22 protein-coding genes and 1 pseudogene are annotated in these 23,443 nt (G+C 30.5%); 9 read left to right on the plus strand and 14 right to left on the minus strand.

Annotation, left to right across the window (positions count from 1 at the left end):
* Window positions 1–41: 41 nt before the first annotated feature.
* The gene (locus AJN56_RS01840; protein ID WP_002868843.1) at window positions 42–1,436 is read left to right on the plus strand and encodes a DUF2972 domain-containing protein; all 1,395 of its coding nucleotides are present in this window, start codon (window positions 42–44) and stop codon (window positions 1,434–1,436) included.
* Window positions 1,437–1,445: 9 nt separating this feature from the next.
* Here the strand turns inward: AJN56_RS01840 and AJN56_RS01845 are convergent, their stop codons facing one another.
* Genes AJN56_RS01845 through AJN56_RS01860 form a run of 4 tightly spaced genes read right to left on the minus strand, consistent with a single transcriptional unit; the run spans window position 1,446 to window position 4,177 of the window.
* Entirely contained in the window at window positions 1,446–3,299 is a 1,854-nt protein-coding gene (locus AJN56_RS01845) for a primosomal protein N' (protein ID WP_002859601.1), read from the minus strand.
* Window positions 3,281–3,718, minus strand: a complete 438-nt coding sequence (locus AJN56_RS01850) for a type II secretion system protein (protein ID WP_002868845.1) — start codon at window positions 3,716–3,718, stop codon at window positions 3,281–3,283. The genes AJN56_RS01845 and AJN56_RS01850 overlap by 19 nt, the downstream gene beginning before the upstream one ends.
* Entirely contained in the window at window positions 3,715–3,957 is a 243-nt protein-coding gene (locus AJN56_RS01855) for a hypothetical protein (protein WP_002854947.1), read from the minus strand. Before AJN56_RS01855 ends, AJN56_RS01850 begins: the two co-directional genes overlap by 4 nt.
* Entirely contained in the window at window positions 3,947–4,177 is a 231-nt protein-coding gene (locus tag AJN56_RS01860) for a hypothetical protein (protein WP_002852327.1), read from the minus strand. Before AJN56_RS01860 ends, AJN56_RS01855 begins: the two co-directional genes overlap by 11 nt.
* A 153-nt stretch (window positions 4,178–4,330) precedes the next feature.
* Between AJN56_RS01860 and uvrB the strand changes: the two genes are divergently transcribed.
* Window positions 4,331–6,304 (plus strand): excinuclease ABC subunit UvrB, encoded by a 1,974-nt coding sequence (uvrB, locus tag AJN56_RS01865; protein WP_002868846.1) that lies wholly within the window; start codon window positions 4,331–4,333, stop codon window positions 6,302–6,304.
* Here uvrB and AJN56_RS01870 read toward each other — a convergent pair.
* The 10 genes and pseudogenes from AJN56_RS01870 to AJN56_RS01910 all read right to left on the minus strand — a co-directional run bounded on the left by AJN56_RS01870 (window position 6,299) and on the right by AJN56_RS01910 (window position 17,133).
* On the minus strand, window positions 6,299–8,227 hold the full coding sequence (locus tag AJN56_RS01870; RefSeq protein WP_002868847.1) for a sensor histidine kinase: 1,929 nt from the start codon (window positions 8,225–8,227) through the stop codon (window positions 6,299–6,301). The two genes, uvrB and AJN56_RS01870, sit on opposite strands and share 6 nt — an antisense overlap.
* Before the next feature lie 2 nt (window positions 8,228–8,229).
* The gene (gene kdpC / locus AJN56_RS01875; protein ID WP_002856979.1) at window positions 8,230–8,838 is read right to left on the minus strand and encodes a potassium-transporting ATPase subunit KdpC; all 609 of its coding nucleotides are present in this window, start codon (window positions 8,836–8,838) and stop codon (window positions 8,230–8,232) included.
* Window position 8,839: 1 nt separating this feature from the next.
* Window positions 8,840–10,885, minus strand: coding sequence for a potassium-transporting ATPase subunit KdpB (gene kdpB, locus AJN56_RS01880; protein WP_070246369.1), 2,046 nt, complete (start codon window positions 10,883–10,885; stop codon window positions 8,840–8,842).
* A gap of 9 nt (window positions 10,886–10,894) precedes the next feature.
* A complete protein-coding gene (gene kdpA, locus AJN56_RS01885) occupies window positions 10,895–12,586 on the minus strand; it encodes a potassium-transporting ATPase subunit KdpA (protein WP_070246371.1) in 1,692 nt (563 codons plus the stop codon).
* Window positions 12,587–12,595: 9 nt separating this feature from the next.
* Window positions 12,596–12,783 (minus strand): annotated as a pseudogene (gene kdpF / locus AJN56_RS08580) (K(+)-transporting ATPase subunit F).
* 141 nt (window positions 12,784–12,924) lie between these two features.
* Window positions 12,925–14,349 (minus strand): anaerobic C4-dicarboxylate transporter, encoded by a 1,425-nt coding sequence (locus tag AJN56_RS01890; protein ID WP_002868850.1) that lies wholly within the window; start codon window positions 14,347–14,349, stop codon window positions 12,925–12,927.
* A gap of 163 nt (window positions 14,350–14,512) precedes the next feature.
* Window positions 14,513–15,763, minus strand: a complete 1,251-nt coding sequence (locus tag AJN56_RS01895; RefSeq protein WP_002854994.1) for an RNA polymerase factor sigma-54 — start codon at window positions 15,761–15,763, stop codon at window positions 14,513–14,515.
* Complete coding sequence (gene lptB / locus AJN56_RS01900; protein WP_002855252.1) at window positions 15,763–16,491, minus strand: LPS export ABC transporter ATP-binding protein; 729 nt, start codon at window positions 16,489–16,491, stop codon at window positions 15,763–15,765. The genes AJN56_RS01895 and lptB overlap by 1 nt, the downstream gene beginning before the upstream one ends.
* Complete coding sequence (gene tsaE / locus AJN56_RS01905) at window positions 16,484–16,891, minus strand: tRNA (adenosine(37)-N6)-threonylcarbamoyltransferase complex ATPase subunit type 1 TsaE (RefSeq protein WP_002854905.1); 408 nt, start codon at window positions 16,889–16,891, stop codon at window positions 16,484–16,486. Before tsaE ends, lptB begins: the two co-directional genes overlap by 8 nt.
* Entirely contained in the window at window positions 16,888–17,133 is a 246-nt protein-coding gene (locus AJN56_RS01910) for an RNA-binding S4 domain-containing protein (RefSeq protein ID WP_002860004.1), read from the minus strand. Before AJN56_RS01910 ends, tsaE begins: the two co-directional genes overlap by 4 nt.
* A gap of 154 nt (window positions 17,134–17,287) precedes the next feature.
* Between AJN56_RS01910 and AJN56_RS01915 the strand changes: the two genes are divergently transcribed.
* Genes AJN56_RS01915 through AJN56_RS01945 form a run of 7 tightly spaced genes read left to right on the plus strand, consistent with a single transcriptional unit; the run spans window position 17,288 to window position 23,328 of the window.
* Entirely contained in the window at window positions 17,288–18,508 is a 1,221-nt protein-coding gene (locus AJN56_RS01915) for an argininosuccinate synthase (RefSeq protein WP_002854869.1), read from the plus strand.
* A 12-nt stretch (window positions 18,509–18,520) separates the two neighbouring features.
* Window positions 18,521–18,964 (plus strand): 50S ribosomal protein L9, encoded by a 444-nt coding sequence (gene rplI, locus AJN56_RS01920; protein WP_002854980.1) that lies wholly within the window; start codon window positions 18,521–18,523, stop codon window positions 18,962–18,964.
* The gene (hslV, locus tag AJN56_RS01925; protein WP_002855129.1) at window positions 18,964–19,506 is read left to right on the plus strand and encodes an ATP-dependent protease subunit HslV; all 543 of its coding nucleotides are present in this window, start codon (window positions 18,964–18,966) and stop codon (window positions 19,504–19,506) included. Before rplI ends, hslV begins: the two co-directional genes overlap by 1 nt.
* Complete coding sequence (hslU, locus tag AJN56_RS01930) at window positions 19,503–20,822, plus strand: ATP-dependent protease ATPase subunit HslU (protein WP_009882359.1); 1,320 nt, start codon at window positions 19,503–19,505, stop codon at window positions 20,820–20,822. The genes hslV and hslU overlap by 4 nt, the downstream gene beginning before the upstream one ends.
* Window positions 20,819–21,694 carry a GTPase Era gene (era, locus tag AJN56_RS01935; RefSeq protein WP_002855233.1) on the plus strand — a complete coding sequence of 292 codons (876 nt, stop codon included), beginning with the start codon at window positions 20,819–20,821 and terminating at the stop codon, window positions 21,692–21,694. Before hslU ends, era begins: the two co-directional genes overlap by 4 nt.
* Entirely contained in the window at window positions 21,681–22,787 is a 1,107-nt protein-coding gene (locus AJN56_RS01940) for a hypothetical protein (RefSeq protein WP_074468912.1), read from the plus strand. Before era ends, AJN56_RS01940 begins: the two co-directional genes overlap by 14 nt.
* Window positions 22,780–23,328 (plus strand): hypothetical protein, encoded by a 549-nt coding sequence (locus AJN56_RS01945; RefSeq protein ID WP_002855032.1) that lies wholly within the window; start codon window positions 22,780–22,782, stop codon window positions 23,326–23,328. Before AJN56_RS01940 ends, AJN56_RS01945 begins: the two co-directional genes overlap by 8 nt.
* The last annotated feature ends 115 nt before the right edge of the window (window positions 23,329–23,443 follow it).

Below are 23,443 nucleotides of genomic sequence, written 5' to 3' on the forward strand. Positions count from 1 at the left end.
TATGAATTATATATAAATTAAATACAATTAAAAGAGGTTATATGCAAAATCTTTTACTCTATATAAAAAATAACCTAACTCCAACCCTAGCTCAAATTCTTTTACAAGCTTTAAAAAATTCGAATAATGAAAAATTTTTTACCTTTGTTTTGAAAAATATTGAAACAATTTGCACTTGGCTCAATTCTAACGAATTTAGGGATAGATATTTATCAACAAAACATCCTTATCCGCCTTTAATCAATCCTAATTTTATAGAAATAGATTCTAGTCGACATTGCGCAGAATTAGCTTGGGATTTAAATTTACCCCTACCTAAACACTATAAATTTATCTATATTTCTCCACATGGCGTTGGAGCAGCAGCATTTTTAAGATACCTTAATCAATGTTGCGATGTAACTTGTTTTGCCTCCTGGGTTTTACCACCTGATAGCAAAGAGAGATATTGTATTAATTACATGTGTCTAAATGATAATACAATTGCTCAATATGCTATTAATATATCAGAAATTAATCTACCTTATTTTGATAAATATCTATCTTTATTAGATTTTAATTCTAAGATTATTTGCGGAGTTCGAGATCCAATAGGACTTTTAAAGCATAGCTGGGGAAGAGATTGGAGTAAAGTTTTAAGAAACTATCCCCCTGAATTTAATCTAACTTATGATTGGCGTTATTACATCAACTATCTTATTCATCAAAATCATAAAATTAAAATCGATATAAATGAACTACAACAAGGAGTTTTTATCATCTCTTATTTATTAAAATATTTTAACAAAGACAATGTATACTATCTTGATATGGAAGAAATCCGCCAATCAAAGGCCTTCGATACCATGAATTTACTTGCTATAAATTTTAATTTTACCCCCCCCCATAAAGATAAATTAGATTTATTTAAAATTAAAGAATTTAGAGGTTATATTCGCTATCTTTTTCCTATTACACTTTATGCAAATTCTAAAGATATTAATAACACCTTTTATCTTAATACTCCTAAAAATAATAAAAATTTCAATATTGATAGAACTTCTAGCATTCCCATAATTTTAGACAGAAAACATATCAATCATGAAAAAATAGACATAATACAAGAAATTATAAAAAACGACCTATGTAATGATATGGGTGTATATATTGATAAAAATGATTTTAAGCAATTAGAACAAAATAATCTTTTATTTTCAACAATTAAACATTATTTGTATGATTTTTTATATCAAATTAAAATAACCATAGATGAAACAGAATCAAAAATGATGAAAGAAAAAGATGTAATAGATTATTTTATAAAAAATAAATCACTTATTTACACTTTTTTTAATATATTTGAAAATGAACTAAATCATTTAAAACAAACACATCCTCATATTATTGATTCTTGGAAATATTATAAAGAATTTGAAAAAATATACAAAGATAAATAATCATATCACTTACACAAAATCAATAGGATCAATATCCGCACTTGCATTTTTAAATTGCAAAATATAATTTTCAATTGCCACTAAAGCTTTATGATTTTCACTTCTAAGCAACAAATAAAAACGATATTTTCCATACAGCATTTCAACTCCACAAATTCCATAGCCTACCAATTCTACCTGTTTGATATTTCTAAACTGAGAAGCAAATTTTTCACAAAGTTTTTGTGCACTTTTTTGATCTTTATCTTCTATAAGAACTCTTAAAAGGCGTTTAAATGGGGGGTAAAGATCTTTTCTATTTTCTAACTCATCTTTTAAAAAAGCATCATAATTCTCTATATACCTTTCAAAAAAAGCTCTATTTTTTGTTTGCAAAAGTACCCTTGCTTCGCCTTTACGCCCTGCCCTGCCTGCAACTTGCATAGCTAAAGCTAAAGTTTCTTCACTCGCTCTAAAACTAGGACGCAACAAATATTCATCAAGCCCTAAAATCACACTCAAATCCACACTATGATAATCATGTCCTTTAGCAAGCATAGAAGTGCCAATAAGTATATCGATCTTATTTTCATTAAAGTTTTTTAAAATAGTATTAAGCTTTTTAACGCTTGTGATTTCATCGCTATCAAATTTTGCTATTTTTGCTAAAGGCAAAGCATTTTGCAAAAGCTCTAAAAGTTCAGCAGTCCCAATTTTTCTAGCTTCTAACATTTCTCCTTTGCAACTTGGACAATTTTGCTCTATTAAAGAAGTATAATTACAATAATGACATTTTAAAATATTTTTCTTTTTATGCATACTCATAGCAATAGAACAAAAAGGACATTTTATCGTTTCTCCACAATCCTTGCAAATGATTTGCCTAAAATTAGCCCTTGTAGGTAAAAACACTATAGCTTGTTTTTGATGTTTTAAACTTTTTTCTAATTCGCTTAAAAGCATAGGTGTTATACTGAGCTCATTTTCATCATATAAAAAATGTTTTTTACTCTCAAAAAAAGTTCCTTTTAGTCTAAAACTTTTTTGTTTATAAAAGCTCGTTAAAGATGGGGTTGCAGAACCTAAAACCACTTTAATATTATTTTTTTGACCCAAAAAAAGTGCTAAATCTCTTGCATTGATAAAAGGCTGGTTAGAAGCCTTATAAGAATTATCGTGTTCTTCATCTACTACAATAAGTCCTAAATTTCTAAAAGGTAAAAACAAAGCCGATCTTGCACCCGCTACTAAAAGCACTTCTCCCTTGCAAAAACACTCTAAATATTCTTGCTTTTTTTTCTTTGAAATTTTAGAATGCCACAGGAAAAAATTATCCTTAAAATATACTTCTAAACGCTTTTGCATTTGTGGAGTAAGTGCGATTTCTGGCATCAAAAGTAAAGCTTGCTTACCCTGTTCTAAACACTCTTTTATTAAAGAAATATAAATTTCAGTCTTACCACTACCTGTGTCAGCAAAAAGCAAAGAATTATTTTCTTTTTGAAGGAAACTTAAGGCATTTTGTTGTTGATTGCTTAGCTTAGGGGTATCTTTAAAAAACATTTTTTGACATTCATACTTAGGACTAGTTTCGAAAAAGCCCAAAACAAAACCAAGTTTTGAAGCATAATAATAAACAATAAAATTTGCCAATTCAAGTTGCAAAGGAGTTAGAAAATACTTTGTAATTTCTTTAATTTCTATAGTTTTAAAATCAGGTTTTTGACATTCTTTAAGTACGATGGCTTTAAGATTTTTTTTAGATTTTAAATCCACTAATACCTGTGTTAAAGGTTTGATTTCATCAAAACTATGAAAAGTTAAATTATCCAAATACAAACCACAAATTGCAAGTTCATAATATCTTATATCAGATCTTTGCATCTAGAACTTCCTATACACTTTAACAAACCTTCTTTAGAATCATAAATAAATTCAACCATCTCTTTAGCATTTAATGCAAATCTATAGTGATTTTTACCTATTTTTATCCAAGATTTAAAATCAGAATAAATAGGTGTATCAAGCAAAGAATAATCACAATCATTTAAACAATAAAAGAGTTTTTCTTTGGCTTGATTGTTTTGCGCATTATCTAAAATTTCTGGAAAATTTAAATTTTTAAGTCTCATTTGACTACGCATTAAAGCAAGAGCTGAGCTTAGCATTTCATAGTCCATTTTTAATTTTAAAATTTTAACCTCATCTTTTGTAGTATTGATAAAAGATAAAGATAAGCTTGAAAAAATTCCCAAAATCAAAATCACAAAAACAAGCTCAAGCAGAGTAAAAGCTTTATTCATTTTGTCGGGAGTTCTTCATTGATTGCTTTTATTAGTTTCTTAAGTTCTCTTTCTAGAATATAATTTTCATAACTTTTTTTAACAAACGCATCTACAAAGCGTTTAAGTTCTATTTTTTTAGTACCCCCTGAAATCAAAGCGATATCATCTTCTAAAAAATTTGCAAATTCTTCACTGCACTTAACAATGAAATCTTTTGCATTAACATTAACAATGACTTGTTTTAGATTATCTGCCAAGAACAGCCTCTATTTTCTTATAAATATCTTCGCTTTCTATATTGCGAGATTTAAGTTCTTCTTCTAAACGCATGATTTGATTACTTTTTGCTTCATTTTGTGCTTTAACGCTTACAAGCTCATTTCTTAAAGCCTCATTGGCTTCGCAAACTTCGTTATACTTTTCAATTAATTCATTTACTTTATCTGTCATAGTATTGATTATTTTTTCATCAAACATATTTTTGCCTTCTTAAAAAATTTGTAATTTATGGAAAATATTATTTGATATTGTAGCAGAAAAAAATTTAAATTTAGGTTTTTATTGTCAATTAATTTTTAATTAAAGCATTTTCTTTTAAAATTTTTTCAAAAATAAAAATAAAGTAGAAAAATGTTAGAACTTACCAGCGAATTTAAACCTAGTCCTGATCAACAAGAAGCCATAAAAGGTATAGTAAAAAGTATAAAAAAAGGCAACAAATATCAAACCTTACTAGGCGTTACAGGAAGTGGAAAAACCTTTACCATGGCAAATGTCATTAAAGAACTTAATATGCCCACTCTTATCATGAGTCACAACAAAAGCCTTTGTGCACAACTTTATAGCGAATTTAAAGGCTTTTTTTCTAAAAATCATGTGGAATATTTTATATCTTATTATGATTATTATCAACCTGAAGCCTATATTCCACGCACTGATGTTTTCATAGAAAAAGACAGCTCCACTAATGAAGACTTAGAGCGTTTAAGACTGAGTGCTACTGCTTCTCTTTTAAGTTATGAAGATGTAGTTTGCATAGCTAGTGTTTCGGCAAATTATGGACTTGGTAATCCAAATGAATACATAGGCATGGTTTTAATCTTTGAACTAGGTATGCAAATTTCACAAAAAGAACTTTTAAAAAAACTTGTAGATATGGGTTATAAAAGAAATGATAATTTTTTTGATCGTGCAGATTTTAGAGTTCAAGGAGATATTATAGACATTTATCCAGCTTATTATGAAGATGAAGTAGTAAGACTTGAATTTTTTGGCGATGAGCTTGATGCTATGTATCATTACAATGTTTTAGAAAATAAAAAAGGCAAAGATTTAAAACGCTTCATACTCTATCCTACAAGCCAGTTTAGTGTAGGTGAAACAAGGCTAAAACAAGCGATAAAAGACATAAAAGCAGAACTTAACGAACGCCTTGCTTATTTTGAACATGAAAATAAACTCGTAGAATATCAACGCCTTAAACAAAGGGTTGAATTTGATCTTGAAATGCTTACAAGCACAGGAATGTGTAAAGGCGTTGAAAATTATGCAAGACATTTAACAGGGCTTAAAGAAGGTGATATTCCTTATACGCTTTTTGATTATTTTGCGATTAAAGATAGAAAATTTCTTGTTATAGTCGATGAAAGCCATGTATCTTTACCACAATTTAGAGGTATGTTTGCAGGAGATAGAAGCAGAAAACAAACCTTGGTGGATTATGGTTTTCGTTTGCCTTCAGCCTTGGATAACCGTCCTTTAATGTTTGATGAATTTATCCATAAAAATTGTCAATTTCTTTTTGTTTCAGCCACACCTGCACCTTTAGAACTTGAACTGAGTAAAGAAAACATCTTTCATCAAATCATGCGTCCTACGGGACTGCTTGATCCTTTAATAGAGTTAAAAGATAGTGATAATCAGGTTGAATTTTTATTTGATGAGGCTAAAAAAGTCATACAAAGGAATGAACGTGTTTTAGTGACTGTGCTAACTAAAAAACTCGCTGAAGAACTTACAAGGTATTATTTAGAGCTTGGTATAAAAGTCAAATACATGCACTCAGACATCGATGCTATAGAACGCAATGAAATCATAAGAGGTTTAAGAAGCGGTGCTTTTGATATGCTAATTGGCATTAACTTACTTAGAGAAGGACTAGATCTACCTGAAGTTTCACTCATTGCCATTATGGATGCAGATAAGGAAGGCTTTTTAAGAAGCACTACAAGTTTAATCCAAACCATGGGAAGAGCAGCTAGAAATGTCAATGGTAAGGTTTTGCTTTTTTGCAAAAAAATCACAAAATCCATGCAAGAAGCTATGGATACCACCAATGAACGCCGCAAACTTCAAATGGCTTATAATAAAAAATACAATATCACGCCAACTTCAGTCAAACGCCATATTGAAGAGAGTTTGAAAAATGAAGAGGATTTAGGCGAAATTTATCGCAAAGGTAAAAAACTCGAAAAAATGCCTGCTAGCGAAAGAGCAAAGCTTGTCAAAGAGTTAAGAAAGCAAATGCTTGAAGCAGCCAAAGCACTTGAGTTTGAAAAAGCTGCCGCAATTAGAGATGAGATTAATAAATTAAGGGATTTATAATAAAAATATATCCCTTGTTCTAACTCCTACCTCATTAAGTAAAGCACTTAAAATTTCATACTGAAAGTCTTGCAAGGGACGTTTTTCTTTTAAAACTATACCTATGACCCCTTTAGTTTTTTCCCCATCTTCTATAGGTAAATACATAGCATTAGCATTAGGCAGGGTATTTGTACAAACACCTGCTCTTTCTTTATTTGTTGCAACCCATTGAGCAATAGCAATCTCATCAGCACTAAAACAATTTTTTAACATTTGCTTATCATCGTTAAAAAACAACAAAGGTTTCGATAAAATATTGTTTTTATTTATAGGATAAATAATAATAGGTAAATTTAATAATTTTAAAGCTTGATTTCCAAGTTGTTCCCAAAGCTCTTGTTTGCTTTTCACTCTTGCTAACTTTTCACTATTTTCAAGCAAAATAGCCGTTCTATAAGCTCTTTTAGTGAGTTCTTTAGATTGCAATTTTAATCTTCTAGTAAAAACAGCTGTTAAAAATCCAACTATAAACATAGTTGTAAAAGTAATAATATTTCCACTATCATGAACTTTAAGACTAAAAATAGGTTCTAAAAAGAAAAAATTATAAATCAAAACACTTACCAAAGAAGAATAAAAGGCGAAAATTTTATTATCAGAAATAAAAGAAGAAGCAAAAACTGCTAAAATAAAAATCATAACTATATTACTTGGCTGAGTATTAAATTTATGAAATACAAAAGCTATAAAAGTTGCTAAAAGCAAAACTCCTGTGATTTTTAAAAAACCTAAAAAATCAAAACCTTTTTTACTTCGTATTTTAGGAGTAGAAATTTGATTTTCATTAACAAGATATAAATCAATATTAGGTGCTTTTTTAGCAACAGCTTCAAAAATCTCTTCTTTAAACTTTTTTTTATCTTTATTTTTACCTAAAACAATTTTAGAAACATTGCTAAGGCTTGAATACTCTGCAATTTGTCTTGCTATATCATCATATACGCTAATGATTTCAGCATCAAAACTTTTAGCTAGTTCTATATTTTCTTCTAAGGCTTTTTCTTCTTTAATATTGGGATTTTTTATATAAAGCGCACTCAATTTAGCATGAAAAGCTAAAGCAAGTCTTGCAGCTGCACGAATAACCTTTGCATTTGAAGCATTAATACAAACTAAAATATGCTCTCCAGTATGATAAGCTAAATCATCATTAATAAGCCTTTGTTCACTTGCTCTTAAATTCACTCTTGAAGCAAGTCTTCTTAAGGCAATCTCACGCAAAGCTATAAGTCTTTCTTGACGAAAGAAATTTTCAAGTGCTAGTTTAGCTTGTTTTTCCTTATAAATTTTACCATCTTGCATTCTTTTTAAAAGCTTATTAGGTTCAATATCAACAAGTTCAACCTGATCAGCCTCATCAAAAATACGATCAGGAATACGCTCTTTAACTTCTATCTTACTGATATTAGCGACTAAATCATTTAAACTTTCTAAATGTTGTATATTTAAAGTAGTATAAACATCAATCCCTGCTTTTAGAAGTTCTTCTATATCTTGAAAACGCTTTTCATTACGCAAGCCTTTAGCATTAGTGTGTGCAAGCTCATCTACTAAAACCAAAGCAGGTTTTCTCTTAAGAGTAGCGTCTAAATCAAATTCTTTTAATACTATATTTTTATAAGGAATTTCAAGATTAGCTATACTTTCAAAACCTTGTGTTAAAGCCATTGTTTCAGGTCTATCGTGAGGCTCTATATAGCCTAAAACAACATCAACTCCATTATCCCTTAAAGTTCTAGCTTCACTTAACATAGCATAAGTTTTTCCAGAACCTGCAGCATAACCTAAGAAGATTTTTAATTTTGCAAGTTTGTTTTTTTCTTCTTCCTTGGCTTTAACCTCAAGTTTTTTAAGAATTTGTTCAGGACTTTGTCTTTGCATGTTTATTCTTTTTTCATGGCTTTAGCAATAGCTATATTAACAGCTAAAACATTAACCTTTTCTTCCCCAAAAATCCCTAAAAATTTAGACTCGGTATTTTCTTGAATGATTTTTTCTAGTTCTTCTTTGGTAATTTTTGAAGATTGACTTATCCTAGGAATTTGCACTAGGGCTGCTTGAAGACTGATATGAGGATCAAGTCCTGATCCCGAAGCGCTTAACAAATCCAAAGGAATTTGTTCTTTTGTAATTTGCGGATTCTCATCTAAAAATTTTTGCAAATCTTTTTGCACACGCTCTTTTAAAGCAGGATTTGACATAGCATAATTAAATCCACCTGAACTTACACTGCTTTCATTTGTATCACTTGTATTGTAATTTGATACAGATGCTCTTGAATGTAGAAAATAAGGCTTATTAAAATCTTGACCCAAAAGCTTTGAACCTACCGCTTTGCTTATATCCAAAGTCGGACGACCTTCTTTATCCACTAAACTTCCACTTGATTGATAAGGAAAAATAAATTTTGCAACCGTATTTAAAGCAAAAGGATAAATAAGAGTACATAATATTAGCATTACCACAAAAAAACTAAGCAAAGTTCTAAGCATATCACACTCCTAAAATTCTAAGTATCCAAGCTGTAGGAATATCAATTATTTTTATCCCTATAAAAGGTGCTATCATACCACCTAAACCATAAATACTTAAATTTCTTAAAAGCAAATGCTCGCTTTTCATAGGCTTAAATTTAACTCCACGCATAGCAATAGGTATGAGCAAAGGTATAATAATAGCATTAAAAATAAGTGCTGATAAAATAGCGCTTTGCGGGGTAGCCAAATGCATAATGTTTAAAATTTGCATTTGAGGTAAAACCACACTAAACATAGCAGGTAAAATAGTAAAATACTTAGCAATATCATTTGCCATACTAAAAGTTGTAAGACTGCCTCTAGTAATAAGCAAACCTTTTCCTATTTCAACCACTTCTAAAATTTTAGTAGGATTAGAATCAAGATCTATCATATTGGCTGCTTCTTTGGCTGCTTGAGTTCCTGAGTTCATAGCTATACCTACATCAGCTTGCGCAAGAGCTGGAGCATCATTGGTTCCATCTCCTGTCATGGCTACTATCTTACCTTGGGCTTGTTCTTTTTTAATGGCTTCTATTTTATCTTCAGGCTTGCATTCTGCTATAAATCCATCAAGCCCTGCTTCTTTAGCTATAGTAGCTGCTGTTAAAGGATTGTCTCCAGTACACATTAAAGTTTTTATGCCCATTTTTCTAAGCTCATCAAAGCGCTCTTTAAGTCCTGGTTTTACTGTATCCTTTAGATAAATTACTCCTAAAATTTTTTCATTTTTACACACTACCAAAGGAGTACCACCAAGATTTGAAATTTCCATTACCTTAGTTTCTAAATCGCTAGGAATTTTTCCATTCATTTCGCTTATATAAGCTCTTATAGCATCAAAAGCACCTTTGCGAATTTTTGTATTATCTTGCAAATCCACACCACTCATTCTATTTTGAGCGCTAAATTCGATAAATTCTTTAATATCATTACCTTCTAATTCATAACCCATTTTTTGAGCCAATGCAACTATGCTTTTACCTTCTGGAGTTTCATCTTTTAAAGAGGATAAAACACAAGCTTTAATCATTTCTTCTTTACTTATACCTTGGACTTCATAAAATTCATTTGCCAAACGGTTTCCAAAAGTAATCGTTCCTGTTTTATCCAAAATCATAGTATCAACATCACCACAACTTTCAACAGCCTTGCCTGAAAGTGCGATCACATTAAAACGCGTTACCCTGTCCATACCTGCTATTCCTATAGCTGATAAAAGCCCCCCTATAGTTGTAGGAATAAGACATACAAGCAATGCTACTAACCACGAAATAGGCAAACTCACGCCTAAAAATTGCATAAAAGGATATAAACTTACAACCACCACCAAAAAACTCAAACTAAGAACAATTAAAAGAGTATTAAGAGCAATTTCATTTGGAGTTTTTTGACGCGCAGCACCTTCTACAAGATTGATCATTTTATCTAAAAAACTTTCCCCAGCTCCAACTAAAATTTTAATCTTTAAAAAATCAGTTAAAACCGTAGTCCCACCTGTAACAGAAGAAAAATCACCGCCCGCTTCACGCATAACAGGAGCACTTTCACCTGTAATAGCTGATTCATCAACACTTGCAGCACCTTCTATAATTTCTCCATCATTAGGTATAAGTTCACCTGCTTTAACTAAAACTATATCACCTATTTTTAACTCGCTAGAATTAAGCATTTCTTCACTGCCATCACTTTTTATGCGTCTAGCTTTAGAATCCTTTTTGCTTTGTCTTAAAGTAGCTGCTTGGGCTTTACCCCTTCCTTCTGCAATACTTTCTGCAAAATTTGCAAAAAGCAAGGTTATAAATAAAATAAAAGTGATTAAGATGTTATAAATTCTTTCATCAGAATTTCCATTAAACAAAGTAGGAAAAATACTTAAAATCAAAGTAAGAATCAATCCAACTTCCACCATAAACATAACAGGATTTTTTACCATAAAGCGTGGATCAAATTTTAAAAATGCTCCTTTTATGGCATTATTTAAAATTTCTTTTGCAATGAGTTTATTTTGTTTTTTAGACATTGACTCTCCTTAATGCCATAAAGATAAATATTCTGCAACGCTTGATAAAGTAAGCACTGGAAAAAAAGTAAGTGCAGCAAAAATATATATAATACAAACAAGCACAAACATAAAAGTTAAATTATCCGTTTTTAAAGAATTTGCAGTATTTTCTTGTGTATTTTTAGCCAAAAGCGATCCAGCTATAGCAAGCTGAGCTATTAAAACCAAATAACGCCCACAAAACATAGCAAAAGCTGTACTTAAATTCCAAAATAAATTATCATCTTTTAAACCTTCAAGTCCTGAACCATTATTTGCTGCCGAAGAACTAAATTCATACAAAATCTGAGCCAAGCCATGAAAGCTAGGATTGCTTATACTATCTTTTGCAAAAACAACAGCTAATGCACTTAAAACAAGGATTAATAAAGGATGGATAAGAATTACCAAAGCTATAAGCTTCATTTGTGCGCTTTCTATTTTTTTACCCAAGAATTCTGGAGTTCTGCCTATCATTAATGCACAAATAAACACGGTTAAAAGCACATAAATAATCATATTCATAAGCCCTACTCCTTCGCCACCAAAAGCCACATTTAACATCATATTTAGCAAAGTAGCACTGATGCTTAAAGGATTTAAACTATCGTGCATATTATTGACGCTTCCTGTAGTAAAAGCAGTAGTTACAGCACTAAATAAACTCGAACCATCTGTGCCAAATCTTATTTCTTTACCTTCTAAATTTCCCAAATTTGCATTTAAACCCAAAGAATCCAAATTTGGATTTGACATTTTTTCGCTAAAATAAATTAAAAGCAAAGAAATGATAAAAATAATCCCCATTGCACCAAAAATAACTCCCCCTTCTTTTCCCATAAGAGCAAAACCTTGTCTTTCTTTTCTATGATAAACCATCAATCCAAAAGCTACAACACAGGCACTAGGAATAAGCATCATGGATAAAATTTGTAAAAAATTTGTAAGTAAAGTAGGATTTTCAAAAGGCATGCTTGAATTAGCACCAAAAAAACCACCCCCGTTTGTCCCTAAATGTTTTATAGACTCAAGAGCTGCAACAGGACCTGTGGCAATGCTTTGAAATTTATTTTCTAAAGTAAGCACGCTAAAATTTGCGTGATAGTTTTGCACCACGCCTTCAGAGATAAAAATTACAGCCAAAATAAAACTTAAAGGCAACATCAAACGCGTAATAATACGCGTAAAATCTTCATAAAAATTTCCCATTTGCATACCACATAAAGCACGACAAAAAGCCATACAAGCAGAATATCCACTTGCACTTGAAACAAACATAGCAAGTAAAATGCCTGTATTTTGGGAAAGCAAACTTAAAGCACTCTCTCCACTATAATGCTGAAGGTTTGTATTTGTAATAAAACTAATTACAGTATTTAAATTCAAATCCCCTTTCATAGAATTTATCGAATTGGGATTTAAAAAAAGTTTATCTTGCAAATAAAAAATCACGAAAGAAAAAATAGCCACTAAGGCATTAAAAGCAATTAAATGCAAAGAATATTTTTGCCAAGTCATATTTTTTCTATCAATTGCACAAATTTTATAAATTAAGTTATCAATTGGATTAAAAATAAAATCAAAAATAGTTTTGTTACAGCTTGCAATTTTATAAAGATAATTTCCAAAAATTAAAGCCAATATAAAAGCTATAATCAGTGTTATTAAAATTTCTAGCATATTTTTCCTTTAAAATTTTTCAGGATATAATAGAGCATAAAATAAATAAAGAGCAAGTATTAAGCTTAAAACTAGTAAAAATATCATCCGCGTGTCCTAGTTTGAATTTCACAAAAACGGATAAAAAACCATAAACTACCAAAAGCTAAAAGCAGAAGCAAAGCAAAGATAACATCCATAGGATAGCCCTTTCTCATTGATTCAAAATAGGATTTATTCTATCCTTGTTAAGCTTATATTTTGATTAATACTAATTTTATGATTTATTTATAATTTTTATCTATATTAAATAAAAAGACAAATGAAGAATTTAGCAGGAAAAATCCTGCTAAAAATTGTTAAAGATAACCTGCTGCCATAGCGATAAAATATCCTGCTATACAAGAAGTGATTACACCTATAAGACCTGGTAAAATAAAACTATGATTGATAACAAATTTACCGATGTGAGTAGTACCTGATCTGTCAAATTGTATAGTAGCTAAATCGCTTGGATAAGTTGGTAAAATATAATATCCATAACAAGCAGCCGCAAAAGCAACAATTACACCAGGTTCAACACCAATTCCTAAAGCCAAAGGAACAAAAGCCGAAATAGCCGCTGCTTGAGAGTTTACAAATTTTGAAATTAAAAGAAGCATTACAGCATAAGTCCAAGGATGCTCTTTTACTATATCTCCAAGCGCTACTTTCATCATAGGAGTATGAACTGCAAACATAGTATCAGCCATCCAAGAAATTCCAAATACCGCAACAAGTGCTATCATACCTGATTTAAAAATTTCATTAGAGCCGATTTTCTTTGCATCTGTTTTAGTAAAGATGATAATCAAAGAACCTGCTAAAAGCATAAACATCTGAATAACTGAAACCATGGATAAAACATCCATTTTAGGATTGCCTAAAGCATCTACTTGAGGAATGCCATTTTTTACAACTTGCCCCCAGTTTGGACGCAAGAAATCAAATACACCTAATAAAGCCACTAAAGCAATAGCTCCTAAGAAAATCCACATTGCAACCCAATTACTTTTTGGGAGTTTAACACCTAAAAGTGTTTTAGAATCCCCATAAACATATTTTTTAAATTCAGGATCTTTAAGTTTTTCTTGAAATACTTCATCTTTATCCAAATCTTTTCCTCTAAACCAAGAAAAAATTCCTATACACAATACACCAAATAATGTACTAGGTATGGTAATTTGAAGAAGATTAATATAACCATCAAAACCTGCTAATTTATGATTAGCATTTAAAAGCAAAGCAGTCAAACTTACAACAGCCACAGATACAGGAGATGCAATAATACCCATTTGTGATGATATAGAAGCTGCTGCCATTGGACGCTCAGGACGAATACCGTTTTTAATCGCTATATCATAAATAATAGGCATAATAGTATAAACCACATGTCCTGTTCCACAAAGTATGGTCAAAAAGCAGGTTACAAAAGGCGCTAATATTGTTAAAAACTTAGGATTGCGTCTTAAAATTCTTTCTGCTATTTGAAGCATAACATCCAAACCACCGCTTGCTTGCAAAGTTGCACTCGCAACCACTACCGCTAAAATCGTAAGCATAACATCTATGGCTGGTTTTCCAGGCTTTATATGAAAAGCAAATACAAGCATTAAAATACCTATACCACCAAGTAAACCAAGCGCTATGCCGCCTTTTTTTGCACCGTAAAAAAGACAAATTAAAACGATAATGATTTGGATTGCAAATTGCCCTCCCTCACTAAGGCTTGTTAAAAAGTCCATTTTAACTCCTTTGAAAATTGATATTTAAAAACAGTTATTATTGTATCACATTTTTAAATTAAAGAATAATATTTCTAAAAATAAAACAATAATTTTTTATATTATTTAAATTAAATTTAAATATAAAACAAAAGTGTAATGGGTTTGATAGATTGATAGAATTTTATCCTTCAAGTTCATATAATTTTTTTCTATCCGTAGAACTTGCTATATTGAGATGTTTGCGATATTTTGTAATAGTTCTTCGCCCTATATCGACTTTAAATTCTTCTTTGATTAATTCTAAAATTTTACTATCGCTTAAAGGTTTATTGCGATCTTCATTCTTTACTAAATTTGCTACAAATTCTTTAACACCTACATTTGAAGTCTCTCCCTCTTCATCAAGAGCAAAAGCAAAAAAATCACGCAAGGGGATAAGTCCTCTTTCACAACTTAAATATTTATTTGCCACAGCTCTTGATATAGTCGAAGCATTGCGTTCTAAATCAAGTGCTAAATCCTTAAAAGTCATAGGTTTTATCTCTTTTCCCATGAAAAAATCATATTGATATTCTACTATCATAAGCCCTATTTTATAAAGAGTAGCTTTTCTCATCGCTAAAGCATCAACTAAATTTTTTGCTTCTTTGATGTAATGACTTAAAAAATCATGCTCTAAACCATCAGTTTGGATTGAAATTTCAGGATAATAATCATCATTGATTTTTACTTTAATTTCACCATTTTCTTTATAAACAAAAATATCAGGAACAATTATACGAGAATCTTCAAAATATTCCAAAAAAGGAGGAGTGCTAAAACGCTTAAGTACAGCCAATGCTTCTTTATATAAAGGCTCTTTGGTATAGTTTTGTATATTTTCAAAATCCATAATCAACATTCTACAAAACTCATCAATATCTTCATCTAACTCCATATTTTCAAGAGCAAATAAAAATGCTTCTTTATAATCTTTAGCTCCCACTCCTACAGGATCTAAAAATTTAAATCTTGCTCTTACTCGCTCAATTTCTTCCAAAGAATACTCTTTTAAAAATTCTTCATCGTATTCAAAATATCCTTCCTCATTTAAGCATTCTATAATTTTTTTTGCAAGTTCTTGAGATTTGTTTGTAGGAAACAAAGGAGGAAGAATCTGTTCATTTAAAAGCTCATAAACACTTTTTTTGGCAAGTCCTTTACTATCCACAAAAGCCGAATTTACATTATGTTTATAAAATGAATCAAAATAATTCTTACCCTTATCATGAGTTTGTATCGAATCTTGAACATTTAAGAAAGGATTATCCTCAGCAAATTTATCTAAATTTTCTTTTAAATCCTCTATATTTGCTTGTAAAATCGGCAACCAAGAGCGTAAAGTTTGAGAAATTTTAGTCTTGGGTGCTTGGGTGATTTTTTGCTTTAACATCAATCAAGGAGTTTAAACTCCGCTCCTAAATAATACTTTTTCACGTCTTTATTGGTTGCAATTTCATCAGCATTTCCACTAGCAAGCAAAGAACCTGATCTTATAACATAAGCTCTATCACAAATAGCCAAAGTCTCACGCACATTATGATCGGTAATTAAAACCCCAATCCCCAATCTTTTAAGCTCTTTAATTAAAGTTTGAATTTCAGCCACTGCTATAGGATCAACACCTGCAAAAGGCTCATCAAGAAGCAAAAACTTAGGTTCGCACATCAAGCTTCTAGCGATCTCACAACGCCTTCTTTCACCTCCACTTAAACTTAAACCTTTCCTTAAACGAATAGGCTCTATACTTAAGAGTTCAAGCATTTGCTCAACTTTATCATGTAAAATTTTTTTATCTTTATAAAAAATCTGAGCCGCTAAAAGCAGGTTATCTTCTACGCTTAAATCCTTAAAAATACTACTTTCTTGAGGTAAATAACCTATCCCTGATCTAGCTCTTTTATTTAAAGGATCTTTTGTCACATCTAAACCATCTAAAAGAACTTTTCCACTACTTGGGGAAATAAGTCCACATATCATATAAAAAGTTGTCGTTTTTCCTGCACCATTTGGCCCTAAAAGTCCTACAACTTCTCCGCTATTAACCTCTAAAGAAATTCCATGTATAATCTTAGTTTTTTTAATAATTTTTTCTAAATTTACAATTTCTAATTTACTCATAAATTTCATACTTTCTTTTGTCGTCTTTAATGCTAATTTTAATCTGGATAGTAGAAATTCCAAATTTCATTAAAGTTTTTTTCAAATTTTCACCGCCCCATTCAACCAAATGCAAACCTTTTTCAAAAAAATTTTCAAATAAACCATTCGCTAAAAGTCCTTCTAAACCTTCTTGATAAATATCATAATGATAAATGCAAATATCATGATTTTCATATTTTTGCATAGTGGAAAAAGTTGGAGAATCTACCCTTGCATCAAGACCAAGAAATTTAACCCAAGCTTGTACTAAGCTTGTTTTTCCGCTAGCCAAATCTCCTTGAAGCAAAACAACACCTTCTTTAGGCATTATTTGAAGCATCGTTTTGATCTCATCTTTTGCTAAAATAAATTCTTTCATAATTTTACCACATATTCATTTTGTGCGTTTTTAGGAATGCTTTTCGTGCTAGGTATAGCTAGGACTTTATATTTTTGAGTGTATTCAGTAAAATGTAAAGTGATGATATCACCCACCTTAACCTCTTTACTCGCCTTAACAATAACGCCATTAATCCCCACTACACCACTTTTACACATATCTTCAGAAATAGCTCTTCTTTTCGTGATATTAACTACATTTAAAAATTTATCTACTCTCATAAAAGCAATTTTAGCAAAAAAAATCAATTTTTGGAACAAAATTTGCTTATGCCTTTGCTTTATTTTTTAAGAAAATAGCAAGTAAAAACTTTTCTTTAATGAAATTTGGATACAATTTTACAATTTTCAAATCTATTTTAACAAAGGATATCTTATGAAAAATGAAGTAAAAAAAGTAGTTTTAGCGTATTCTGGGGGGCTTGATACGAGCATTATTTTAAAATGGCTTCAAGATGAGTATAATTGTGAAGTTGTAACTTTTACAGCAGATATTGGTCAAGGTGAAGAACTCGAACCTGCAAGAAAAAAAGCCCTTTCTTTAGGCATAAAAGAAGAAAATATTTTCATTAAAGATTTAAGAGATGAATTTGTTAAAGATTATGTATTTCCTATGTTTAGAGCCAATGCGATTTATGAAGGAGAATATCTTTTAGGAACAAGTATAGCAAGACCACTTATAGCAAAAACTCAAGCACAAATCGCCCTGCAAACAGGTGCTGATGCGGTAAGCCATGGTGCCACAGGTAAAGGAAATGATCAAGTGCGTTTTGAACTTGGCTATCTTGCTTTTAACCCAGATTTAAAAATCATCGCTCCATGGCGTGAGTGGGATTTAAACAGTCGTGAAAAACTCCTTGCTTATGCGCAAAAACACGGTATTGATATTTCTAAGAAAAAAGGAAAATCCCCTTATTCTATGGACGCAAATTTACTTCATATTTCTTACGAAGGACTTGTTTTAGAAGATCCTGCACACGCACCTGAAGAAGATATGTGGAGATGGAGTAAAAGCCCAAAAGACGCTCCAAATGAAAGTGAAATTATAGAACTTGATTTCCAAAAAGGAGATTTAGTAGCGATAAATGGAGAAAAACTAAGTCCCGCAGGACTTTTAACCAAACTTAACGAACTAGGCTGCAAACACGGTATAGGACGCCTTGATATAGTAGAAAATCGCTATGTAGGAATGAAAAGCCGTGGTTGTTACGAAACTCCAGGCGGTACTATACTTTTAAAAGCACACAGAGCGCTTGAAAGCATCACGCTTGATAGAGAAGCAGCACACTTAAAAGATGAACTCATGCCAAAATACGCAAGTTTAATTTATAATGGCTATTGGTTCTCGCCTGAAAGAATGATGCTTCAAGCCTTAATCGATGAGTCTCAAATTCATGCCAATGGTAGAGTAAAACTCGAGCTTTATAAAGGCAATGTGATGGTTATAGGACGCGAAAGTGCTAACGATAGCTTGTTTAACGCAGCTTATTGTACTTTTGAAGAAGATGAAGTGTATAATCAAAAAGATGCAGCAGGTTTTATCAAGCTTAATGCTTTGCGTTTTATCATCGCAGGAAAAAATGGAAGAAAATTTTAATAAAGGAATAAAATGAAAGTATTATTAATCAAAGATGTAAAAGCACTTGGAAAAGCAGGCGAAGTAAAAGAAGTAAAAGACGGTTACGGACAAAATTTCTTAATCGCCAAAGGCTTTGCTAAAGCAGCTACTAATGAAGTCTTAAAAAAATACGAAAGCGACAAGAAAAAAGAGGCTGAAAATTTACGCTTTGAAATCGCAAATTTAGAAAAACTCAAAGAAGAACTTAGCAAAATCACTCTTGAAATTTCAAAACCCGTAGGTGCAAATGGAAGTTTGTTTGGTGGTGTAACCAAAGATGAAATCGCTCACGCCCTAAAAGAACAAAGCCATATAGAAATCGATAAAAAAAGTTTAGAATGTGACACTTTTAAAAGTCTTGGACTTCATGAAGTAAGCGTAAAGCTCGGACACGCAATCCACGCTAAATTTAATATAAATATAAAGGCGGAATAATGTTTCACGCAACAACGATTTTAGCTTACAAAGGCAAAAACAAATCCGTAATCGGCGGAGATGGACAAGTAAGCTTTGGAAACACGGTATTAAAAGGCAATGCCGTAAAAATAAGAAAACTTAATAATGGTAAAGTTTTAGCCGGTTTTGCAGGCTCAACAGCTGATGCTTTTAATCTTTTTGATATGTTTGAAAATCTCCTTCAAAGTTCTAAAGGCGATCTTTTAAAAGCTGCCATTGATTTTTCTAAAGAATGGAGAAAAGACAAATACCTAAGAAAACTTGAAGCCATGATGCTTGTACTTGATAGAAATCACATTTTTTTACTTTCAGGCACAGGCGATGTGGTTGAACCCGAAGATGGACAAATCGCAGCCATAGGAAGTGGTGGAAACTATGCACTTTCAGCGGCTAGAGCCTTAGCAAAACATGCAAGTTTAGATGAAGAAGAGCTTGTAAAATCAAGCCTTCAAATCGCGGGTGAAATTTGCATTTATACCAATACTAATATCAAAACTTATGTGATCGAGGATGAGAAATGAATCTAACTCCAAAAGAAATTGTTAAATTTTTAGATGATTATGTCATAGGACAAAAAAAAGCTAAAAAAATCATAGCTATAGCTTTAAGAAATCGCTACCGCAGAATGCAACTTAGCCCTGAGTTGCAAGATGATATAGTGCCAAAAAATATCTTGATGATAGGTTCTACAGGCGTAGGAAAAACAGAAATCGCTAGGCGTTTAGCTAAAATGATGGGCTTTCCTTTTATCAAAATCGAAGCGAGCAAATATACTGAAGTAGGTTTTGTAGGTCGTGATGTAGAAAGTATGGTAAGAGATCTTGCCAATGCGGCTTTAAATTTAGTAAAAAATGAGCAAAGAGAAAAAAACAAAGATAAAATCGATGAATTTATAGAAAATAAAATTTTAGAAAAACTTTTGCCACCTTTACCAAAGGGTATCAGCGATGAAAAACAAGAAGAATATAAAAATAGTCTTGAAAAAATGAGAACTAAACTAAGAAATGGCAATCTTGATGAAAGCACTATAGAGATAGAAATTTCGCAAAATATGTTCGATACCAATCCTAACCTACCTCCTGAAATGGGTGCAATGCAAGATATAGTTAAGGTTATAGGTGTTGGCAGTAAAAAAGTCAAAAAAGAAATGAAAATCAAAGACGCTAAAAATGCTTTAAAAAACGAAGCAGGAGAAAAAATCCTAGATCAAGAAAGTATCAAAAGCGAAGCCTTAAAAAGAGCGGAAAATGAAGGGATTATTTTTATTGATGAAATCGATAAAATCGCTGTTTCAAGCGGAAATTCAAATCGCCAAGATCCAAGTAAAGAAGGGGTGCAAAGAGACTTACTTCCTATAGTCGAGGGATCAAATGTACAAACAAAAATAGGTACTTTAAAAACCGATCATATTCTTTTTATCGCTGCAGGAGCTTTTCATCTTAGCAAACCAAGTGATCTTATCCCTGAACTTCAAGGACGCTTTCCTTTAAGAGTGGAATTAGATAGTCTTGATGATAAAGCTCTTTATGAAATTTTAACACGCCCTAAAAATTCACTTTTAAAACAATACTCTCAGCTTTTAAAAACTGAAAATTTAGAACTTGAATTTGATGATGAAGCTATTAAAGAAATAGCGAAAATAGCTTCAAGAGCCAATGAAGAAATGCAAGATATAGGTGCTAGACGCTTACATACTGTGATAGAAAAATTACTTGAAGATCTAAGCTTTGAAGCTGATGAGTATGCGGGTAAAAAATTCGTAGTGGATAAAAAAATGGTAGAAGAAAAACTCGGAGACATCATAGAAAATAAAGATCTTGCAAGGTATATTTTGTGAAAAGTGGCTTTGTTAGCATCATAGGGCGTACTAATGCAGGAAAAAGTACTTTAATCAATTCCTTATTAGAAGAAAAAATCGCCCTAGTTTCTCACAAACAAAACGCCACAAGACGTAAAATCAAAGCCATAGTGATGCATGAAAAAAATCAAATCATTTTCATCGATACCCCAGGACTTCACGAAAGCGGTGCTACGCTTAATCAACTGCTTGTCCAAAGTGCTATTAAATCTATAGGGGATTGTGATGTGATTTTATTTGTGGCGAGTGTTTTTGATAGTACAAAAGACTATGAAAATTTTCTTAGTCTAAACCCACAAGTACCACATATCATCGCTTTAAATAAAGTAGATTTAACCGACAATGCTACACTTTTAAAAAAACTTAGCGAATATGCAAAATTTAGCCAACATTTTAAAGCTATCATTCCTTATTCTTCTAAGAAAAAAAGCTATAAAAAAGGCTTGTTAGATGAGATAGTAAAATATCTTGACGAACATGAATATTTTTATGATCCTGAATTTTTAAGTGCGAGTAGCGAAAAAGAACTTTATAGAGATTTCATACTTGAAAGTATTTATGAAAATTTAAGCGATGAGCTTCCCTATAGTAGCGAAGTGCTTATCAATCGCACCAAAGACACGCCCAATCTTTTAATCCTAGAAGCCAATATCATCACAGATACAAACTCTCACAAGGGTATGCTTATAGGAAAAGAAGGGGCAACTTTAAAAAGAATAGGCAAAGATGCACGCTTTAAAATTTCAAAACTTGCACAAAAAAAAGTACTTTTAAAGCTTTTCGTAACAGTGAAAAAAAACTGGCAAAAAGATGAAGAATTTTTAAAAAAACTTTTAAATGATGAAAATTAATTCATTAAATAAAATAAATTTTATAAAATCTACAGATTTGCTTTATGCTCAAAGAACAGGAATATCCAAAGAAGATGAACTTTTTAACAATTTAACTGCAGATTTTAAGCTAAGCAAACCCTTTGACTACCAAATAGCTTTTTTTAAACATAATGAAATTTATCATTGTTTTTTAGCGCCTGTTTACAAATTGAAAAAAAGTCGTTTTTGCTTTCCTGAGCCTTTAATTTTTCAAGCTTTGTTTGATGAAAGATTTATTGAGGAAAGTGATTATTGTGTTTTAAATTTATATGATCAAACTTTATATTTATATTTTTACCAAGAGGGAAAATTTATCAATCTTAAAAAAATCGAAAATTTCAACCCAAGTAATATGGATTTATTTTTTAAACAAAATCGATTTATAGAACTTTTAAAACACTATGAAAGCAAATTGCTACTTTATCAGGATTTGGATACAATCAAACATTACTTCTCATCTCAAATAAAATGTTTAAATCTAAATGATATTCTTGATAAAAATAGTTTATTGAAATTAAGTTCATATAGTATAAAAAATCTAGATCAAAATTGTAATTTTATCAAGCATAATAAAATAAAAATATCTATTTCTTTTAAAATTATATTAATATTTATTTTTAGCTTTAGTCTTAGTATGATGATTTTATTATTTAAAGATTTTATAGAATACAAACAAAATAAGGAAATTCAAAATAAAAATTTTATCATACAAGAAGAAATTTCTAAACTAAAACAAGATAAGCAAAAATTATTAACAAACATACAAGATTTAAACTTTACTCTTTCTAATAAAATATCATCTACACAACAACAATTTCATATTTTATCCACCATAACAAAAGAAATCAATTTAGACAAAAATAAAGCAATCATTCTAAATCAAATCATATCATGGCTTAACTCCAATGAACTTAAAATCACAAATCTTGAATTTAAACAAACAAAAATCATTCTTTCTTTTATCGATGAAAACCACTTTAAAAGAGCATTAGAAAATCTAAATTCTGCTTTTAAAATTCTTGATAAAAATGAAGAAACATTGAATATCATATTAGAAGTCATACATGAATAAAATAGAAGTATTTTTGCAGAATTTAAATCCTAGGGAAAAATTTCTTTTTATTTCTTTTATCTGTCTTTGTGCTTTGTTTTTAGCTTTTAAAATTCACGATCACTTTTTGGAAGATATTTTTCAAAAAACATTAGTAGAACATAATTACCTTGCATTAAATGAAGCAAAAATAGAAAATTCACATCTTAAAGAAATAGAAACAAAGCTAACAAAACAGATAAAAACAGAGGAAGAAAAATTAAAATACTATAAAGAAAAATTGCATTTATTTTCTTATGATAAAGATTTTTTCAATAAAAAAATCAATAATTTATCCAAAAATTTAACCATTAATGAAATAAAATTTTCCCAAGAAAACAAAAATTTTATCCACTATAATTATGTTTCTCTAAGTTTAAATGGCAACTTTAAAGACTTGCTCAATTTTATACAAAATTTAGAAAATCTTCCTATAGCTTTAAAAATTGATAAAATAAAACTATACAATACACAGGGTTTAAAATTAAAGCTTGATTTAATGTTTAAATTTGTTAATTTATAATAATATTAAAATGTTATATTTTTAAATATTATTATAAAAAAAATATTTAAAAATATTGTAATTTAATTATTTTTCTATTACTATTAGTTAAAATATTTTAAGCATAAAAAAGAAA

The organism is Campylobacter sp. BCW_4319, assembly GCF_001764435.1.
Classification (GTDB): domain Bacteria; phylum Campylobacterota; class Campylobacteria; order Campylobacterales; family Campylobacteraceae; genus Campylobacter_D; species Campylobacter_D jejuni.